The organism is Streptomyces sp. NPDC057939 (assembly GCF_042887545.1).
GTDB lineage: Bacteria > Actinomycetota > Actinomycetes > Streptomycetales > Streptomycetaceae > Streptomyces.
In genome coordinates, this window is sequence record NZ_JBHVPG010000016.1 from 26053 (window position 1) to 43277 (window position 17225).

14 protein-coding genes are annotated in these 17225 nt (G+C 73.0%); 8 read left to right on the top strand and 6 right to left on the bottom strand.

The window, feature by feature from the left end:
• The first annotated feature begins 45 nt into the window (after positions 1-45).
• The 4 genes from ACFVS6_RS19320 to ACFVS6_RS19335 all read left to right on the top strand — a co-directional run bounded on the left by ACFVS6_RS19320 (position 46) and on the right by ACFVS6_RS19335 (position 3641).
• A complete protein-coding gene (locus ACFVS6_RS19320; RefSeq protein WP_389705214.1) occupies positions 46-747 on the top strand; it encodes a hypothetical protein in 702 nt (233 codons plus the stop codon).
• Complete coding sequence (locus ACFVS6_RS19325; RefSeq protein WP_389705216.1) at positions 744-2105, top strand: sensor histidine kinase; 1362 nt, start codon at positions 744-746, stop codon at positions 2103-2105. The genes ACFVS6_RS19320 and ACFVS6_RS19325 overlap by 4 nt, the downstream gene beginning before the upstream one ends.
• A 237-nt stretch (positions 2106-2342) precedes the next feature.
• Positions 2343-2885, top strand: a complete 543-nt coding sequence (locus ACFVS6_RS19330; protein WP_385572311.1) for a hypothetical protein — start codon at positions 2343-2345, stop codon at positions 2883-2885.
• Between the two features lie 129 nt (positions 2886-3014).
• The gene (locus ACFVS6_RS19335; RefSeq protein WP_389705218.1) at positions 3015-3641 is read left to right on the top strand and encodes a class F sortase; all 627 of its coding nucleotides are present in this window, start codon (positions 3015-3017) and stop codon (positions 3639-3641) included.
• A gap of 78 nt (positions 3642-3719) precedes the next feature.
• Here the strand turns inward: ACFVS6_RS19335 and ACFVS6_RS19340 are convergent, their stop codons facing one another.
• From ACFVS6_RS19340 to ACFVS6_RS19350, 3 genes are all read right to left on the bottom strand, one after another.
• Positions 3720-4496: a sulfite exporter TauE/SafE family protein gene (locus ACFVS6_RS19340; protein WP_389705220.1), complete on the bottom strand. Its 777-nt coding sequence runs from the start codon at positions 4494-4496 to the stop codon at positions 3720-3722.
• A 36-nt stretch (positions 4497-4532) separates the two neighbouring features.
• Entirely contained in the window at positions 4533-4826 is a 294-nt protein-coding gene (locus ACFVS6_RS19345; RefSeq protein WP_389705222.1) for a hypothetical protein, read from the bottom strand.
• Between the two features lie 107 nt (positions 4827-4933).
• Positions 4934-6229 carry a ferric reductase-like transmembrane domain-containing protein gene (locus ACFVS6_RS19350; protein WP_389705224.1) on the bottom strand — a complete coding sequence of 432 codons (1296 nt, stop codon included), beginning with the start codon at positions 6227-6229 and terminating at the stop codon, positions 4934-4936.
• A 237-nt stretch (positions 6230-6466) separates the two neighbouring features.
• Between ACFVS6_RS19350 and ACFVS6_RS19355 the strand changes: the two genes are divergently transcribed.
• From ACFVS6_RS19355 to nirD, 3 genes are read left to right on the top strand one after another with little or no spacing between them, the layout of a single operon-like run.
• Positions 6467-7768, top strand: a complete 1302-nt coding sequence (locus tag ACFVS6_RS19355) for an NAD(P)/FAD-dependent oxidoreductase (RefSeq protein ID WP_389705226.1) — start codon at positions 6467-6469, stop codon at positions 7766-7768.
• Position 7769: 1 nt separating this feature from the next.
• The gene (gene nirB, locus ACFVS6_RS19360; RefSeq protein ID WP_389705228.1) at positions 7770-10295 is read left to right on the top strand and encodes a nitrite reductase large subunit NirB; all 2526 of its coding nucleotides are present in this window, start codon (positions 7770-7772) and stop codon (positions 10293-10295) included.
• The gene (gene nirD, locus ACFVS6_RS19365) at positions 10292-10624 is read left to right on the top strand and encodes a nitrite reductase small subunit NirD (RefSeq protein WP_389705230.1); all 333 of its coding nucleotides are present in this window, start codon (positions 10292-10294) and stop codon (positions 10622-10624) included. Before nirB ends, nirD begins: the two co-directional genes overlap by 4 nt.
• A gap of 39 nt (positions 10625-10663) precedes the next feature.
• On the opposite strand, the gene ACFVS6_RS19370 is transcribed toward nirD, so the two are convergent.
• Positions 10664-11071, bottom strand: a complete 408-nt coding sequence (locus ACFVS6_RS19370) for a VOC family protein (protein WP_389705232.1) — start codon at positions 11069-11071, stop codon at positions 10664-10666.
• A 407-nt stretch (positions 11072-11478) separates the two neighbouring features.
• Here ACFVS6_RS19370 and ACFVS6_RS19375 point away from each other — a divergent pair, with 407 nt between their 5' ends.
• The gene (locus ACFVS6_RS19375) at positions 11479-12639 is read left to right on the top strand and encodes an alkaline phosphatase PhoX (protein ID WP_389705234.1); all 1161 of its coding nucleotides are present in this window, start codon (positions 11479-11481) and stop codon (positions 12637-12639) included.
• A 96-nt stretch (positions 12640-12735) separates the two neighbouring features.
• On the opposite strand, the gene ACFVS6_RS19380 is transcribed toward ACFVS6_RS19375, so the two are convergent.
• Together ACFVS6_RS19380 and ppdK are read right to left on the bottom strand one after the other, a co-directional pair.
• A complete protein-coding gene (locus ACFVS6_RS19380; protein ID WP_389705237.1) occupies positions 12736-13761 on the bottom strand; it encodes an ArsR/SmtB family transcription factor in 1026 nt (341 codons plus the stop codon).
• A gap of 401 nt (positions 13762-14162) precedes the next feature.
• Positions 14163-16883 (bottom strand): pyruvate, phosphate dikinase, encoded by a 2721-nt coding sequence (ppdK, locus tag ACFVS6_RS19385; RefSeq protein WP_389705239.1) that lies wholly within the window; start codon positions 16881-16883, stop codon positions 14163-14165.
• Between the last annotated feature and the right edge of the window lie 342 nt (positions 16884-17225).

The window sequence follows — 17225 nt, forward strand, 5'->3', positions numbered from 1 at the left end:
CCCCCCGAATCCCCGAATCCCCGAATCCGACGGCTCCCCTCCCCCATGACGCGATCATCCCGCCGCTGCCCCGCCGCCCTCCTGCTCCGCGCCGCCGTGCTGGCCGCCGCCGCGTCGGCCGTCGGTGGCTGCGCCGCGCCCGGCGGACTCGGCCCGGGCGAGCCCGTGCCCGCGGTGTCGGCCCAGCCGCGGCCCGAGGCCCTGTGGCCGGCCTGGCCCGGGACCTCGCCCCGGGCGCCGGGAACGGGCGCCGCCACCCGCGTGCCCGCGCCGGCTTCACTGCCGGACGGGCCGGAGGTGGGCCCCGGGGGCCTCGCGGCGGTGAACGCGCTGGACGTCGTACGGGCCGACAAACGGATGCGCCCGTTCCTGGCCAAGGGGACGATCCGCTTCCCGGGCCGGGCCGGTGTGCGGCCCGTCGTGCACGCCGACCTCACCGGGGACGGCAAGGAGGACCTGGTCGTCGCCGCCGACACCGAGAGCGGCCGCACGGCGCTGAGCGTGTACACCGCGCGGGGAAAGCGGATCGTTCCCATCCTGTTCACCCTCGGGCGGCGGATGGTCGCCGAGACCCTCGGATCGGACCTGCTGATCCGCACCGCGGCCGACGACAACTCCGAGCAGGCCGTCCGCTACCGCTGGGACGGCGAGCGGATGAAGGTGGTCAGCGACGAGCGGCGGTTCGACAAGTCCCCGCCGAGCACAGGAGCCGGGCCGTCCGCCGCGGCGGGGCGGGACCCGCGATGAGAGCGCTGTTGCGGCGCGTCCAACGGGCCGTCCGGTCGCTGGGGCTGCGCTGGAAGATCTCCGCCCTGCTGGCCGTGGGCTGCGCGTTGGTCGCGGTCACCATCGGCGTCCTGATCCACGAGGCGCGGGCGCGTCAGGTGGCCGACGCGGCCCGCAGGAGCGCGATCGAGCAACTGGTCCGCGTGGGGCAGGTGTACGAGCTCACCGGCAAGCTCGACTTCGACAAGGTCGGCGAGGCCGATGCCCGGATCGACTGCCCCGCCGTGCCCCCGGCCCTGCGGAGAGCCGCCCTGGGCGGTCTCCGCACCACCTACCTGGACCTGACCGGCCCGCGGCCGGCCGTATGGGCGGCGCGGCCGATCGGCGGTTCCCACGTCCTGACGGTGCGGCATCCGCTGGCCGCCGAGAAGGCCGAGCTCGCGGAGCTCGACGGCCTGCTGATCGCCTCGGGGACGGGTGTCGTGGCCCTGGCGGCGGGCGGCGGGGCGCTGCTGGCGAGCCGGCTGAGCAAGGACCTGCGGACGGCCGCGGAGACGGCGCGCCGGATCAGCGCGGGCGACCTCGACGCCCGGATCGGGCCGTCCGGGGTGCCCGGAACGCGCAACGAGGTGACCGAGCTGGCCTCGGCGGTCGACACGATGGCCGCGAGCCTGCAACGGCGGCTGGTGGCGGAGCAGCGGTTCACTGCGGACGTGGCGCACGAGCTGCGGACTCCGCTGACCGGGCTGCACACGGCGGCCGAGCTGCTGCCCGCCGGGAGGCCGACGGAGTTGGTGCGCGACCGGGTCGCGGTGTTGCGGACGTTGACGGAGGACCTGCTGGAGGTGGCGCGGCTCGACGCCGACCAGGAGGAGCCGCGGCTGGAGGCACACCGGCTGGGGCCGCTGGTGGCGTCGATCACCCGACGGTCGGGGGTGGCGGCCGTGGTGGACGGGGTGACCGGCGTGACGGACGAGGCCGGGGAGATGCTCGGGGCCGGGGAGACGGGCGAGGCCGGCGGGACGGGCGAGGCCGGCGGGACGGGCGAGGCCGGGGCGTGGGTGCGGACCGACGTGCGGCGGCTGGAGCGGATCCTGACGAACCTGCTGGTGAACGCCCATCGGCACGGGGGCGGGCCGGTGACGGTGTCGGTGTCGGGGACCTCGGTCACCGTCCGGGACCGGGGTCCGGGCTTCCCCGCGACGCTGCTGCGGGAGGGGCCGCGACGTTTCATGACGGGCGCGGCGGAGCGCGGCCAGGGCACCGGGCTCGGACTGACCATCGCCTTCGGGCAGGCCCAGGTCATCGGCGCCGAGGTGATCCTGACCAACCCGGCGCCGTCGGGCGCGGCGGCGACGGTGACCCTGCCGGCGGCGTGACGCGGAGGGCGTGGACGGGGCCTGCCCGCCGGCGCGGCCGCCCGTCCGTCCGGCCGGCCCCGGTGGCTCGCGTTCACCCGGACGGGGTGGGCGGACACGGATGCCGTCGCACGGCCCTGACGTGCACGGATGCCGTTCCGGCGGGCAGCACGACAGAGATCTGACGGAGGCTCAGCAGGCGCGCGCCGGACACGCAGGTTTACCTCAGGACACGACCCCGTGCACTCAGGAGTTCCCATGCGCCGCAGCACCGCCCACGTGCTCACCGCCACCGCGCTGACCGCCGTCGCCTTCGTCGGTCCGGTCGCCGGAGCGGTCGCCGCCGCGGACCTCGGCATGACCGCCTTCGCGCCCGGGGACTTCGCCGTGCTGGAGGTCTGGCCGAAGTCCGCCCCGGCGGGCGCGACCGTCACCGTGAACACCACGGCCTGCGGCAAGGGCAGTCACGCCGAGGGCGACGCGAGCACGGTCGGCGGCGGGCGGTTCAAGCTCGCCCCGGGCACGCACAAGGAGGTCGTCGTGGGTCAGTTCCAGGTCGCCCACGGCACCCGGTCCGGTACCTACGGCATCGGGGTGACCTGCGCGAACGGCAAGTTCGCGACGGGCGACCTGGCCATCACCGAACGCGGCCCGCAGGGCCACGTCCGCACCGGGGTGGGTGGTGGGACGACCACCACCTCCGACCCCGCCAAGATCGCGGCGGGGGTGGCCGTACTGGCCGCCGCCGCCGTCGGCGGTACCTGGCTCCTGCGTCGCCGGGCGAGCGGCACGCGGAGCTGACGGACGCCCACCGCGGCTCCGGCCGCGGTCCGACCGGTACCGTCCCCGTCGCCCGCCCCCGCGAGGTCCCCCCCGTTCGCGGGGCCGGGCGACGGCCAGTCACAGGAACGGCGAGACGAGGGGGCAGCCATGTGGACCTCCGGGCGGACCTCCGGGCGCGGAGGGCTCGTCGCCCTCGCCGCCTGCGTCGGCGTCTGGCTCGTGAGCAGCGGCTCGGGCGAGACGGTCGGGCCCCCGCTGCCCTCCCCCGGTGAGGCGCTGAGCGCGCAGGCGGCGTACCCGGGGAGCATCGATCCGCTGCCCGGCTCCCCGCCGACCAGGATCCGGATTCCCTCGATCCGTGTGGACGCGCCGATGACCGGTCTGGGTCTGGACCGCGCCGGCAGCCTCGAAGTACCCCCGCCGACCCGCGGCGACCTCGCGGGCTGGTACCGCGAGGGGACCACCCCGGGGGCCACCGGTACCGCCGTCGTCGCGGGTCACGTGGACCACGCGCGCGGTCCGGCCGTCTTCTACCACCTGGGCGCGGTGCGCCGGGGAGCGGCCATCGAGGTCGTCCGCGAGGACGGACGCACGGCCGTCTTCACCGTCCACGCCGTCGAGGTCCACGACGCCGACGCGTTCCCCGACAGACGCGTGTACGGGCCTTCCCCGCGCGCGGAGTTGCGGGTGATCACCTGCGGCGGCGGCTTCTCACCGCGGACCGGCTACCAGGGCAACGTCGTCGTCTTCGCCCACCTCACGGGTACGTACTGACCCGCACGGCCCGGGCCCAGGACCTGTCGCCGAACTCCCGTCCGCCTCCGGGCGACAACGGGACTTCGACGACAGGCCCTAGCCCCACTGCTCGAAGCCGAGCTTGACGACGAGCGCGCCCACGACCGTCAGCAGCACGCCGCGGACGAAGCCGCTGCCCTTCTTGAGGGCCATGCGGGCCCCGATCATGCCGCCGGCCAGGTTGAAGACCGCCGTGAGGGCGGCCAGTTGCCAGAGCACCATGCCCTGGTGGGCGAACATCGCGAGCGCTCCGGCGTTCGTGCAGGTGTTGACGATCTTGGCGGTGGCGGAGGCGGTGACCAGGTCGAGGTGGAGCAGGGCCGTGAGCGCGAGCACCAGGAAGGTGCCGGTGCCCGGTCCGATGAGGCCGTCGTAGAAGCCGATGCCGAGGCCGGCGAGGGCGATGGTCAGCAGGACCCGGCCCCGGGAGACGGGCGAGGCGGAGGGCGCGGCGCCGAACCCCGGCTTGAAGATGACCACCGCGGCGACCACCACGAGGACGACCATGATCAGCGGCCGGAGGGCGTCCTTGCTGATGCCGCCCGCGAGGGCGGCCCCTCCCATCGACCCGGCGAGCGCGGCCAGCCCGATCCGGACCGCGATCCTCACGTCCACCGGGGCCTTGCGGGCGTACGTGACGGCCGCGCCGGCGGTGCCGACGATGGCCACCGCCTTGTTCGTCCCGAGCACGGTCGCGGGGTGGGCGTTGGGCAGGCCGAGCAGCAGGGCGGGCAGGAGGAGCAGTCCGCCACCGCCCACCACCGCGTCGATCCAGCCGGCCGCCGCGGCGGCCACGCACAGCACGATGATCATCGTCGTCGATATGTCAGGCACCTGATGACCCTATGGAGCGGATCGGTGCAGCGGCCATCAATCGCCGGAATCTTGCGCAAAGGTTGAGCTTTGCCGGGCCGGCACCCGGTCCGGAGCCACCGGCGCGGCCGGGTCCACCACGGCCGTCAACGCGGTCGCGATCAGCGCTCCGGCCAGCCCGAGGCCCGCCGCCAGCCGTCGCGGTGCCGGCACGCGGGCCGCCGCGCCCAGCCCGACCCGCACGAGGGACTCCCGGCGCGGCTTGCGGTGCCGGCCCGCGGCCGGGGCTGCGGTGACGATCGCGGTCGCGGTCGCGGACAACGGCAGGGCGACGTGCAGGGGGTGACGCATGGACGCGGTGACCTCTCGGCGGGACGTGCGGAAGCGGAGTAAGCGGAGTAAGTGGGGGAAGCGCGGGATGGCGGGCGGGGCGGGGCCGGAGGGGGCGGGCCACGGGTTCAGAAGCTGAAGCACTCGCTGTGCACGCGGTCCGCGGGCACCCCGGCCCGCAGCAGGGCGGCCAGGGTCGCCTCCGTCATCCCGGGCGGCCCGCACAGGTACACGTCGTGCTCCGCGAGGTCCGGCACCAGCGCGGTCAGCGCCTGCGGGGCGAGCGGGTCGTACGCGGCCCCCGACGGCCCGAGCAGGTAGTGGAGCCCGGCCCCGCGTCCGGCGGCTATGGCCTCCAGCTCGGTCCGCAGCACGAGGTGTTCCTCGGCGCCGGCCCGGTAGAGCAGGGTGATGTCCCCCGGCCCGCCGGGCAGGGTCTCGAACAGGGCCCGCATCGGGGTGATCCCGACCCCACCGGCGATCAGCAGCACCTTGGGCCTGGTCCGCCGGGCGGCGGTGAGCGCCCCGAACGGCCCGGTGGCCAGGACCCGCGTGCCCGGGCGCAGCCGGCGGATCCGGCGGGAGTGGCCGCCGAGCGCCTTGACGGTGATCCGCAGCCGGCCCCCTTCGACGGGCGCGGAGAGGGAGAACGGCAGGGCGGTGTACCAGAGCCGTCGCTGGAGGAAGCGCCAGCGCAGGAACTGTCCCGGCTCGGCGCGCAGCTCGGCGAGGTGCTGCCCGTACATGACGACGGAGACCACCCCGGGCCCCTCCACCCGGACCTCGGCGACCCGCAGCGCGTGCCGCAGGGCCTGGCGCACCGGGACCACGACCCGGTACCAGACCAACAGGACGGCGACGACGGCGTGGGCGAGGGCCCAGAACCAGCCGACGGCCGCCAGGTCGGGCCCGGCGAGCTGGTGGACGAAGCCCAGGGCGGCGGCGAGGTGGACGAGGAGGTGGACCCCGCGCCAGGTTTCGTGGGGGATCCTGCGGCGTACGGCGCGGGCCGAGGTCACCCCGACGGCGGCCAGCAGGACGGTCCCGGCCGCGGCGGCGGCGAGCGCGGGGTAGCCGAGCAGTTCCCGGGCGGCGGAGAGCACGTCGACGCCCTCGTGCACGGCGTAACCGAGCAGGGCGAACAGGCCGTGCCCGAAGCAGAGCAGGAGCACGTGCCGGCCACCGAACGCGTGCCAGCGGGCGAGCCGGTCGGCGCCCACGCCATGCTCCACGGCGGGCACCCGGGCCATGAGGAACAGCATGACGAGCACTCCGTACCCGGCGAGGAGGCCGGTCAGGTGCGCGGCCGTCGCGAAGAGGGCGTCGAGCCGGGCCGAGGGGCGCACCTGGGCCGCCCAGAGCAGGGTCACCAGCCCCGCTCCGCCCAGCATCCCGCCCTTGACCCGCACCGCCGCATCTCGCATGCCGCTCACGCTAGGCGGCCCCCGGGGCCCGTCCGGACGCCCGGGGTGATCCTTAAGGCGGCCTTGAGGAGCGCCTCACCGACCCTTAATCCGAGCCCTTGAGGAGCACTTCACCGACCCCGGTACGGGCCCTTGAGGGACGCCTCACCGGCCTGCGATCCGGGCGCTGAGGTCGGCGTTCCGTCCGGGTAACAAGGGCGATGCCGAGGGGAAACAGCGGCCGCGCACGCTCGTGCCATGACCTCGGAACAGCGTGTGGTGGTGATCGGCGGGGGGCTGGCGGGCCTGCGGCTCGCACAGCGGCTCGGCGCGGAGCGGGGCCCGGCGGTGACCGTCCTCGGGGAGGAGACGCACGCGCCGTACAACCGGGTCCTGCTCGCCGAGGTCCTCGCCGGCCGGTACCCGCCCGAGGTGACGGCGCTGCCCGCGCCCGGCCCGGTGCTGCGCCGGGGCGTCCGGGCGGTCCGCATCGACCGGGCGGACCGGCGGGTGCACTGCGACGACGGCACGGCGCCGGAGTACGACGTACTGGTCCTGGCCACCGGGTCGAACCCGGTGCTGCCGCCGCTGCGCGGGCTGTTCCCGCCCGACGGCCGGGAACTCCCCGACGGGGTGCACGCGTTCCGCACCATGGACGACTGCCTGGCGCTGGACGCGGCGGTGCGGCCCGGGGTGCGGGCGGTGGTGATCGGCGGCGGGCTGCTGGGGGTGTCCGCGGCCCGAGCGTTGGCCGCCCGGGGTGCCCAGGTGGTCCTCGCGCAGCAGGCGGAGCGCCTGATGGAGCGCCAGTTGGACGCGGACGCCTCGGCGCTGCTGCACACGCACCTGACGGCGCTCGGCGTGGAGATCCACACGGAGTGCCGGGTCCGCGGCCTGACCACGGCCACCGGCCCGGCGGCCGGCCCGGGGCCCGCTCCGGGCGGGCCGGAGCGACCCGGGCCGGAGCGACGGCGGGTCACCGGGGTCGAGCTCGCCGACGGCTACCGGCTCGACGCCGACCTGGTCGTACTGGCCTGCGGGGTTCGCCCCCGTACGGGTCTGGCCCGGGCGGCCGGGCTCGACGTCCGCAAGGGCGTCGTGGTCGACGACCGGCTCCGCACGAGCGACCCCCGCGTCCACGCCATCGGCGACTGCGCGGAGCACGCGGGCCGGGTGTACGGCCTGGCCGGACCCGCGCTGGAGCAGGCCGAGACCCTCGCCGCCCTGCTGACGGGCGGCCCCGGACCGGCCCCCGCGTCCGCCCCGTACGCCGGGACCCGCGCCCTCACCCGCCTCACCCTCGGCCGCACCGACCGGGGGGACGGCCACTTCGACCTGGCCGCCTTCGGCGAGCCGACGCCGCGGCCCGGCGACGACGTGGTCCGCCTCGCCGACGCCACTCGCCGGACCTACCGGAAGGTCGTCGTCCGCGGCGACCGGCTCGTCGGCGGGGTCCTGCTCGGCGAGCTCTCCACCGTGGGGGCCCTGGCCCGCACCTGGGAGGACGACGAGTCGCTGCACGACCTGTTCCACCTGCTCACCGACGACGGAGGCCACTGACATGACCGAGCCCCTGCCCGCAATCGTGCTCATCGGGCACGGCATGGTCGGCCAGCGCTACCTGGAGGCGCTCGCCGAGCGCGGCGCCACCGCCACGCACCGCGTCACCGTGCTGTGCGAGGAGCCCCGGCCCGCGTACGACCGCGTGCACCTGACCTCGTACTTCTCCGGTTCCACCCCCGAGGACCTGTCGCTGACCCCGGCCGGTTTCCTCCGCGACAACGGCATCGACCTGCACCTCGACGACCCCGCCGAGAGCATCGACCGGGATGCCCGTACGGTGACCTCCCGCTCCGGGCGGGTGTTCCCGTACGACGTGCTCGTCCTGGCGACCGGCAGCTACCCGTTCGTGCCGCCCGTTCCCGGCAAGGACGCCCCCGGCTGCTTCGTCTACCGCACCATCGAGGACCTCCTCGCGATCGAGGAGTACGCCAGGACCCGCACCAGCGGCGCGGTCGTCGGCGGCGGCCTGCTCGGCCTGGAGGCGGCGGGCGCCCTGAAGGGGCTGGGGCTCGTCACCCGCGTCGTGGAGTTCGCCCCCCGCCTGATGCCCGTCCAGGTCGACGAGGGCGGCGGTGCGGCGCTGCTGCGCACCATCGAGTCCATGGGGCTGACCGTGCACACCGGCGTCGGCACCCAGGAGGTGCTCACCGGGGAGGACGGCTCCGTCAGCGGGATGCGGCTCTCCGACGGCTCGACCGTCGACACCGACCTGGTCGTCTTCTCCGCCGGCGTCCGCCCGCGCGACCAACTCGCCCGCGAGGCCCTCCTCGACGTCGGCGAACGCGGCGGCATCGCCGTCGACTCCCGCTGCCGCACCTCCGACCCGCACGTCTACGCCATCGGCGAGTGCGCGTTGGCGAGCGACGGCCGCGTCTACGGCCTGGTCGCCCCCGGGTACGAGATGGCGGAGACGGCCGCCGAGGACCTGCTGGGGCGCGAGAAGGAGTTCACCGGCGCCGACCTCTCCACGAAGCTCAAGCTGCTCGGCGTGGACGTGGCCTCCTTCGGCGACGCCCACGGCACCGCCCCCGGCAGCCTCGACGTCGTCTGGTCCGACTCCCGCTCCGGCGTCTACAAGAAGCTGGTGGTCTCCCCCGACGGGGTCCTGCTCGGCGGGGTCCTGGTCGGCGACGCCGACGCGTACGGCCTGCTGCGCCCGCTCACCGGCAGCGTCCCGCCCGTCGCCCCGGAGCAGTTGGTGCTGCCCGCGGGGCTCGGTCCCGCCGCCCAGCTGGGTCCGTCGGCGCTCCCCGACAGCGCCGTGATCTGCTCCTGCCACAACGTCACCAAGAAGGCGATCACCGCCTGCGCCACGCTGCCCGAGGTCAAGAAGTGCACCAAGGCGGGCACCGGCTGCGGCAGTTGCGTCAAGGTCATCGGTCAGCTGCTGCCCGCCGCCACCGACAAGGGCCTGTGCGGCTGCTTCCCGTACACCCGGGCCGAGCTGTACGAGATCGTCCGGACCCGCCGGCTCGTCTCGTACGAGGAGATCCTCGACGGCCACGGCCGACCGGAGGCCCGCGGCGGCGACGGCTGCGAGGTCTGCAAGCCCACCGTCGGGTCGATCATCGCCTCGCTCGCCCCCGTCCTCGGGGCCAGCGGCTACGTCCTCGACGGGGAGCAGGCCGCCCTCCAGGACACCAACGACCACTTCCTCGCGAACCTCCAGCGCAACGGCTCGTACTCGGTCGTCCCGCGCATCCCCGGCGGGGAGATCACCCCGGACAAGCTCATCGTGATCGGCGAGGTGGCCCGCGACTTCGGCCTCTACACGAAGATCACCGGCGGGCAGCGCATCGACCTGTTCGGCGCGAGCGTCGACCAGCTCCCGCGGATCTGGGCCCGCCTCGTCGACGCCGGGTTCGAGTCCGGCCACGCGTACGGGAAGGCCCTGCGGACGGTGAAGTCCTGCGTGGGGCAGACCTGGTGCCGCTACGGGGTCCAGGACAGCGTGCGGATGGCCATCGACCTGGAGCTGCGCTACCGCGGCCTGCGCGCCCCGCACAAGCTGAAGTCGGCGGTGTCGGGCTGCGCCCGCGAGTGCGCGGAGGCGCAGAGCAAGGACTTCGGGGTCATCGCGACGGCGAGCGGCTGGAACCTCTACGTCGGCGGCAACGGCGGGGCCACCCCGCGCCACGCCGACCTCCTCGCCCAGGACCTGTCGGACGCCGAACTGGTCCGGTTGATCGACCGGTTCCTCATGTTCTACATCCGCACCGCCGACCGGCTGGAGCGGACCTCCACCTGGCTGGACCGGTTGGAGGGCGGGCTGTCCCACCTGCGGGACGTGATCGTGCACGACTCGCTCGGCCTGTGCGCCGAACTGGAGTCGCTGATGGCCGGGCACGTGGCGCACTACCGGGACGAGTGGGCCGAAACCCTTCAGGACCCGGAGCGGCTGCGCCGGTTCGTGTCCTTCGTCAACGCCCCCGGGGCCCCGGACCCGACCGTGAGGTTCGTCCCCGAACGCGACCAGGTCAAGCCCGACCTGGCCGTCCTGACCATAGGAGGAACCGTCCGATGACCGTCGAACTGCGGGTGGCCGAAGGCTGGCTCACGGTGTGCGAGCTGTCCGCGCTCGTCCCCGGGCGCGGGGTCGCCGCACTGCTCCCCGACGGGAGCCAGGCCGCGGTGTTCGTGGACCGGTCGGGGCGCCCGTACGCCATCGGCAACCAGGACCCCTTCACCGGCGCGCACGTCCTGTCGCGCGGGCTGGTCGGCTGCGCGGCGGGACGGCCCTTCGTCGCCTCGCCGCTGCTCAAGCAGCGCTTCGACCTGGAGTCGGGGCGCTGCCTGGACGACGAGGCGGTGACGGTCCTGACCTACCCGGTGCGGACCGCCGCGACCTCCTGAGCCCCGCGGGCGCCGGCCCGGGTCCGGCCCGGGCCGGGCTCAGCCCTGGAGGGCGGCCGGGTCCATCCACATGATCTCCCAGGTGTGGCCGTCGAGGTCGTCGAAGGCCCGCCCGTACATGAAGCCGTGGTCCTGGGCCGGCCGGGGCTCGGTGGCCCCGGCGCCCACCGCCGCGTCGACGAGCTCGTCGACCGCCGCGCGGCTCTCGGCGCTCAGACACAGGAGCACCTCCGAGGTGCGGGTGGCGTCGGCGATCTCCTTGTGGGTGAAGTCCTTGTACCGGGCCTCGGTCAGCAGCATGGCGACGATCGTGTCGCTGATCACCACGGAGGCGCAGTTCTCGTCGGAGAACTGGGCGTTCAAGGAGTAGCCGAGCTTGGTCCAGAAGGCCTTGGCGGCGTCCAGGTCCTTGACCGGCAGGTTGACGAAGATCATGGTGGCGGACATCTCGGTCCCTCTTCTCTCGTGTGCGGCGCAGCGCCGTCCGTGCTGTTCGAGGGGTAGACGGGAGCCGCCGGCGAAACTCATCGGCGTCCGGCGAACTTTTTTCGAGGATCCCGCCCACCCCGACGAAGACGCAGGTCGGCAGGGTGGGCCGGGGTCGCCTCCGGCGGCGGGCGGGCTCCCGGGGCGCCGTGCGCGGGGGGCGGGCCGTCGACGCCCGGACACCGGCCCGAAGCGACCCGCGGGGAACGTCCGCGTGTACGGAAGTCCCCGCAGGAGGATTGACCCCGAGCCGGTCGCTCGTGCGTCATGAGGAATTGACGTCACGTCAATTCGACGCCTCTAGGTTCCTCGACGCATGCGACCTCGCGCCCGACCGGACGCGGGGCCTTCCTCCCACTGGAGTGACCGTGGAACGTCGTACCTTCCTGCGCGGTGCTGTCATCGGCTCGTCCGCCGCCGCCTTCGGGGGCACGTTGATGCGGGGGGCCGCCTACGCGGCACCCGCCCAGCCCGGCGCCGGCCCCTACGGGGCCCTCGGCGCGGCCGACGCGAACGGCATCATGCTGCCCGCCGGTTTCACCAGCCGGGTCGTCGCACGCTCCGGCCAGACCGTCGCCGGCACCTCGTACACCTGGCACAACGCCCCGGACGGCGGCGCCTGCTACGCCGACGGCTCCGGCTGGATCTACGTGTCCAACTCGGAGATCAACCCCTCCGGCGGGGCGAGCGCGGTCAGGTTCAACTCGTCCGGCACCGTCACCGGCGCCTACCGGATCCTCTCCAACACCCGACAGAACTGTGCGGGCGGCAAGACCCCGTGGAACACCTGGTTGTCGTGCGAGGAGGTCGACCGCGGCTTCGTCTACGAGGCCGACCCGTACGGGATCAACGCGTCGGTGCAGCGCCCGGCGATGGGCCGCTTCAAGCACGAGGCCGCGGCGGCGGACCCGGTCCGCAAGGTGATCTACCTGACCGAGGACGAGACGAGCGGCTGCTTCTACCGCTTCATCCCCACGACCTGGGGCAACCTGTCCTCCGGCACCCTCCAGGTCCTCAAGGCGGGCACGGCCACCTCGGGCTCCTTCACCTGGGCCAACGTGCCCGACCCGGACGGTTCGCCGACGGTCACCCGCAGCCAGGTCTCGGGGTCGAAGAAGTTCAACGGCGGCGAGGGCTGCCACTACGCCAACGACACCGTCTGGTTCACCACCAAGGGCGACAACCGCGTCTGGCAGCTCAACCTCGCCAACAGCACCTACGAGCTGGCCTACGACGACTCCCTGGTCCCCGGCGGCGCGGCCCCGCTGACCGGCGTCGACAACGTGACGGGGTCCTCGTACGGGGACCTGTACGTCGCCGAGGACGGCGGCAACATGGAGATCTGCGTGATCACCCCGGACGACGTGGTGGCCCCGTTCCTGCGGATCACCGGCCAGTCCTCCTCGGAGATCACCGGCCCGGCGTTCTCCCCGGCCGGCAACCGTCTGTACTTCAGCAGCCAGCGCGGCACCACGGGCAGCTCCTCCAACGGCATCACCTACGAGGTGACCGGCCCCTTCCGCACCTGACGCCCCCGCGGCCCCGGCCGCCACCGACGCTCCCGCGCGGCCCCGCAGACCCCGGGCCGCGCGGGAGCCCGTACGCAAGCACCCGCACGAGCCCCGTCACGAGACCACGGCGCCGCCCTTGAGCAGGGCCGCGCCGAGCGGGGTGACCGTGTGCAGGACGGCATTGCCGTGGCGCAGCGTGGTGACCAGGCCCGCTTCGCGCATCACGCAGGCGTGCTGGCTCGCCGAGGCCAGGGAGACCCCGGCCCGGCGGGCGAGCTCGCTGGTGGTGGCCCCGTCGCCGATGGCCCGCAGGACCACCGAGCGGGTGTGCCCCACCAGCTTGCCCAGGGTCCTCTGCCGCAGCTCCTCGGGCCGGCCCGACTCGCCCCCGGCGGACGCGGAGGCCAGCTGCGCGGCGGCCGGGTAGACCAGGACCGGCGGCAGCTCCGGGTCGTGCAGGGTCACCGCGGTGCGCCGGCAGAAGAAGGACGGCTGGAGCAGCAGCCCGCGCCCCCTCAGCCGTACGTCCCGGTCCACGGGGTACTCGCATTCCAGGACGGGCGCCCGCCAGCGCAGCATCGGCGGCAGCGAGGCGAGCAGTTCGTCCGCGCCGCCGTCGAGGAGGGCCCGACCGCGCGCGGCCCGCTCGGCCTCTATCTGGGCCTGTATGTGGGTCCAGTACGGCTCCACGGCCGCCCGGTGGTACCCGCGCAGTTCGCTCAGCAACCGGGGCAGGTGTTTGGTGCCGCCGTCCATGAACTCCCGCAGCCGGTTCGGCGGCGGTGTCCCGAAGGCCGCGCCGAAGCCGGCCCCGGCGCCCGCGCCGACGAGGGACAGCTCGCGCCGCAGCCGTTCGGGGCGGAGCCCGCGCAGCGCGTCGAGGGCGACGTCCCAGCCGTACTGCCCCTCGGTCGGGGTGAGGAAATCCGGGAAATAGCCGCGCGCCGGTATCAAGGCACCGAGCAGCCTTGTTTCACTATTCAACCGGCTCCGGGTTTCCGTACGCCATTCGCCGAACAGCCGGGCGTCGCGCCGGTCTCTTAAGCGGTGAAAACTAAGAATCGTTTCCCACAACGCATCGGGACGCCCTGCCATCCTTACGCGTGCCAGGTCCACTCCAGTGAAATGGATACGAAGCACCGAACCCCCAGCTGTGCAACCGCAATCCCCCCGCCCCATGAGTATGCATGCCGTCACACGTGGTCACCACGCCCTTTCGGCCACAGTTGAAACCCCTTTCGGCAGGGGCGTGACAAGCGAAATCCTGTAGTCCGCCAGGCACACTCCGGTGCGACCGAAACGCTCCGTGAAGGCCGTGGGGGGCTTTGCGGGGCCTGGCGGTCGGTCGCACAGGGAAGCGCCGACGTGCCTGGCGGATAGGCGTCAGGCGGTGGACGGGTGGGGATCCGTCCACCGCCTGACGCCGTAAAACTTTGTTGAATACTTTGCGGAACGGGACCTTCGAAAAGACGTGGACGCCCGCCCCGGGCAGTCAGGGAACCCGGGGCGGGCGCGGTCAGGAGGCCGGTGACGTTCTACGGTCAGCGGCTGTCGGAGCCCTTCGACTCGGCGGCCGCACGGCCCGCCTCAAGGCGCGCCACCGGGATCCGGAAGGGCGAGCAGGAGACGTAGTCGAGGCCGACCTCGTGGAAGAAGTGCACCGACTCGGGGTCGCCGCCGTGCTCACCGCAGACACCGAGCTTGAGGTCGGGGCGGGTGGCCCGGCCGGCCACGACCGCGCTGCGCACGAGGGCGCCGACGCCGTCCTTGTCGATGGTCTCGAAGGGCGAGACCCCGAAGATGCCCTTCTCCAGGTAGGCGGTGAAGAAGCTGGCCTCGACGTCGTCGCGGGAGAAGCCCCACACCGTCTGGGTCAGGTCGTTCGTGCCGAAGGAGAAGAACTGGGCGGCCTCGGCGATCTGGCCGGCGGTCAGCGCGGCGCGCGGCAGCTCGATCATGGTGCCGACGCTCAGCTTGAGGCTGGTGCCGGTGGCCGCCTCGACCTCGGCGATGACCTGGTCGGCCTCGTCGCGGACGATCTCCAGCTCCTGGACGGTGCCGACGAGCGGGACCATGATCTCGGCGCGCGGGTCGCCCTTGGCGTTCTTGCGCTCGGCCGCGGCCTCGGCGATCGCCCGGACCTGCATCTTGAACAGACCCGGGATGACCAGGCCGAGACGGACGCCGCGCAGACCCAGCATCGGGTTCTGCTCGTGCAGCTTGTGCACGGCCTGGAGCAGGCGCAGGTCGTTCTCGTTGGCGTCCTTGCGGGACTCCGCGAGGGCGACGCGGACCGACAGCTCGGTGATGTCGGGGAGGAACTCGTGCAGCGGCGGGTCCAGGAGGCGGACGGTGACGGGCAGACCGTCCATCGCCTCGAACAGCTCGACGAAGTCCTTCTTCTGCAGCGGCAGGAGGGCACTGAGTGCCTCCTCGCGCTCGCCGTCGGTGTCCGCGAGGATCAGTCGCTCCACCAGTTCACGGCGCTCGCCGAGGAACATGTGCTCGGTGCGGCACAGGCCGATGCCCTGGGCGCCGAAGCGACGGGCGCGCAGCGCGTCCTCGGCGTTGTCGGCGTTGGCGCGCACCCGCAGGCGGCGGACGCGGTCCGCGTACGCCATGATCCGGTGCACGGCGGCGACGAGCTCGTCGGCGTCGTCGGCGCCGGCGTGCATGCGGCCCTCGAAGTACTCGACGACCGGGGACGGTACGACGGGTACCTCACCGAGGTAGACCTTGCCGGTGGAGCCGTCGATGGAGACGACGTCGCCCTCTTCGATGACGGTCTCGCCGACCGTCATGCGGCGGCGCTTGGTGTCGACGTCGAGTTCCTCGGCGCCGCAGACGCAGGTCTTGCCCATGCCGCGGGCGACGACGGCGGCGTGCGAGGTCTTGCCGCCGCGGGAGGTCAGGATGCCCTCGGAGGCAATCATGCCGTCGAGGTCGTCGGGGTTGGTCTCGCGGCGGATCAGGATGACCTTCTCGCCGGACCGGGACCACTTGACGGCCGTGTACGAGTCGAAGACGGCCTTGCCGACCGCCGCGCCCGGGGAGGCGGCGATGCCGCGGCCCAGCAGGGTCGGACCCTCGCTGCCGTGGGCGGTGTCGTCGAAGCGCGGGAACATCAGCTGCGCGAGCTGGTGACCGTTGACGCGCTGGAGGGCCTCGGCCTCGTCGATCAGGCCCTGGTCGACGAGCTGCGTGGCGATGCGGAAGGCGGCGCCGGCGGTGCGCTTGCCGACACGGGTCTGGAGCATCCACAGTTGACCGCGCTCGATGGTGAACTCGATGTCGCAGAGGTCCTTGTAGTGGGTCTCCAGCGTCGTCATGATCGTCATGAGCTGGTCGTAGGAGGTCTTGTCGATGCCCTCCAGGTCCGCGAGCGGCACGGTGTTGCGGATGCCCGCGACGACGTCCTCGCCCTGGGCGTTCTGGAGGTAGTCGCCGTAGACGCCCGCGTGGCCGCTGGCCGGGTCGCGGGTGAAGGCGACGCCGGTGCCCGAGTCGGGGCCGAGGTTGCCGAAGACCATGGAACAGATGTTGACGGCGGTGCCCAGGTCGCTCGGGATGCGCTCCTGGCGGCGGTAGAGCTTGGCGCGGTCGGTGTTCCACGAGTTGAAGACGGCCTCGACGGCGAGGTCCATCTGCGCGCGGGCGTCCTGCGGGAACTCGCGGCCGGCCTCCTTCGCGACGATCTTCTTGAAGTGCTTGACCAGCTTCTTCAGGTCGGCGGCGTCGAGGTCGGTGTCGACGGTGACCTTCTTGGCGGCCTTGGCCTCGTCGAGGGCGTCCTCGAAGAGCTCGCCGTCGACGCCGAGGACGGTCTTGCCGAACATCTGGATGAGGCGGCGGTAGGAGTCCCACGCGAAGCGCTCGTCACCGGCCTGGGAGGCGAGGCCGGTCACGGACTCGTCGGAGAGGCCGATGTTGAGGACCGTGTCCATCATGCCGGGCATCGAGAACTTGGCGCCGGAACGCACGGAGACCAGCAGCGGGTCGTCCGACTGGCCGAGCTTCTTGCCCATCTGCGCCTCAAGGGCGGCAAGGTGTGCGCTGACCTCGTCGCGCAGCTCGGCCGGAGCCTCGCCGCTCTCGAGGTAGACCTTGCAGGCCTCGGTGGTGATGGTGAAGCCGGGAGGGACGGGGAGACCCAGGTTGGTCATCTCGGCGAGGTTGGCTCCCTTGCCGCCGAGAAGGTCCTTGAGGTCCCGGTTTCCCTCGGTGAAGTCGTAGACGAACTTCTGATCTTTGTTTTCCGACACGGGTCTCGACTCCTCGAGGACTCGGGTGGCTGCCCTGACGGCCAGGAACATACCCAGATCGAAGGCTTATGGGTACGTCCACTTGGTCGTCATACGGCTGTAACCACCCGTGCGCCAGCAGATCGAAAGTAACTCACGGGTAATCGGAAGGTACGAAGAGCGTTCACCTTTCGAAGGCGGAGGGGCCCACACAGGCCTGATCACGCTCGGATGAGCGATCATCGATACATTTGCGTTCAAGTCTTGAACGCACAAAGGGTGGCACCCAGTGCCACCCTTTGAAAGTCTTACCCGTGACCTTTCTGCTCATCTGAGCGAAACCTCTCCCATGCGTGGCGTATA

What these genes read in the sequence shown, in the direction of transcription:
- nirD (WP_389705230.1), top strand. Translation starts at nt 10,292, where the DNA reads ATGACCGTCGAACTGCGGGTGGCCGAAGGCTGGCTCACGGTGTGCGAG.
- ACFVS6_RS19330 (WP_385572311.1), top strand. Translation starts at nt 2,343, where the DNA reads ATGCGCCGCAGCACCGCCCACGTGCTCACCGCCACCGCGCTGACCGCC.
- ACFVS6_RS19355 (WP_389705226.1), top strand. Translation starts at nt 6,467, where the DNA reads ATGACCTCGGAACAGCGTGTGGTGGTGATCGGCGGGGGGCTGGCGGGC.
- ACFVS6_RS19325 (WP_389705216.1), top strand. Translation starts at nt 744, where the DNA reads ATGAGAGCGCTGTTGCGGCGCGTCCAACGGGCCGTCCGGTCGCTGGGG.
- nirB (WP_389705228.1), top strand. Translation starts at nt 7,770, where the DNA reads ATGACCGAGCCCCTGCCCGCAATCGTGCTCATCGGGCACGGCATGGTC.
- ACFVS6_RS19370 (WP_389705232.1), bottom strand. Translation starts at nt 11,071, where the DNA reads ATGTCCGCCACCATGATCTTCGTCAACCTGCCGGTCAAGGACCTGGAC.
- ACFVS6_RS19345 (WP_389705222.1), bottom strand. Translation starts at nt 4,826, where the DNA reads ATGCGTCACCCCCTGCACGTCGCCCTGCCGTTGTCCGCGACCGCGACC.
- ACFVS6_RS19335 (WP_389705218.1), top strand. Translation starts at nt 3,015, where the DNA reads ATGTGGACCTCCGGGCGGACCTCCGGGCGCGGAGGGCTCGTCGCCCTC.
- ACFVS6_RS19320 (WP_389705214.1), top strand. Translation starts at nt 46, where the DNA reads ATGACGCGATCATCCCGCCGCTGCCCCGCCGCCCTCCTGCTCCGCGCC.
- ACFVS6_RS19350 (WP_389705224.1), bottom strand. Translation starts at nt 6,229, where the DNA reads ATGCGAGATGCGGCGGTGCGGGTCAAGGGCGGGATGCTGGGCGGAGCG.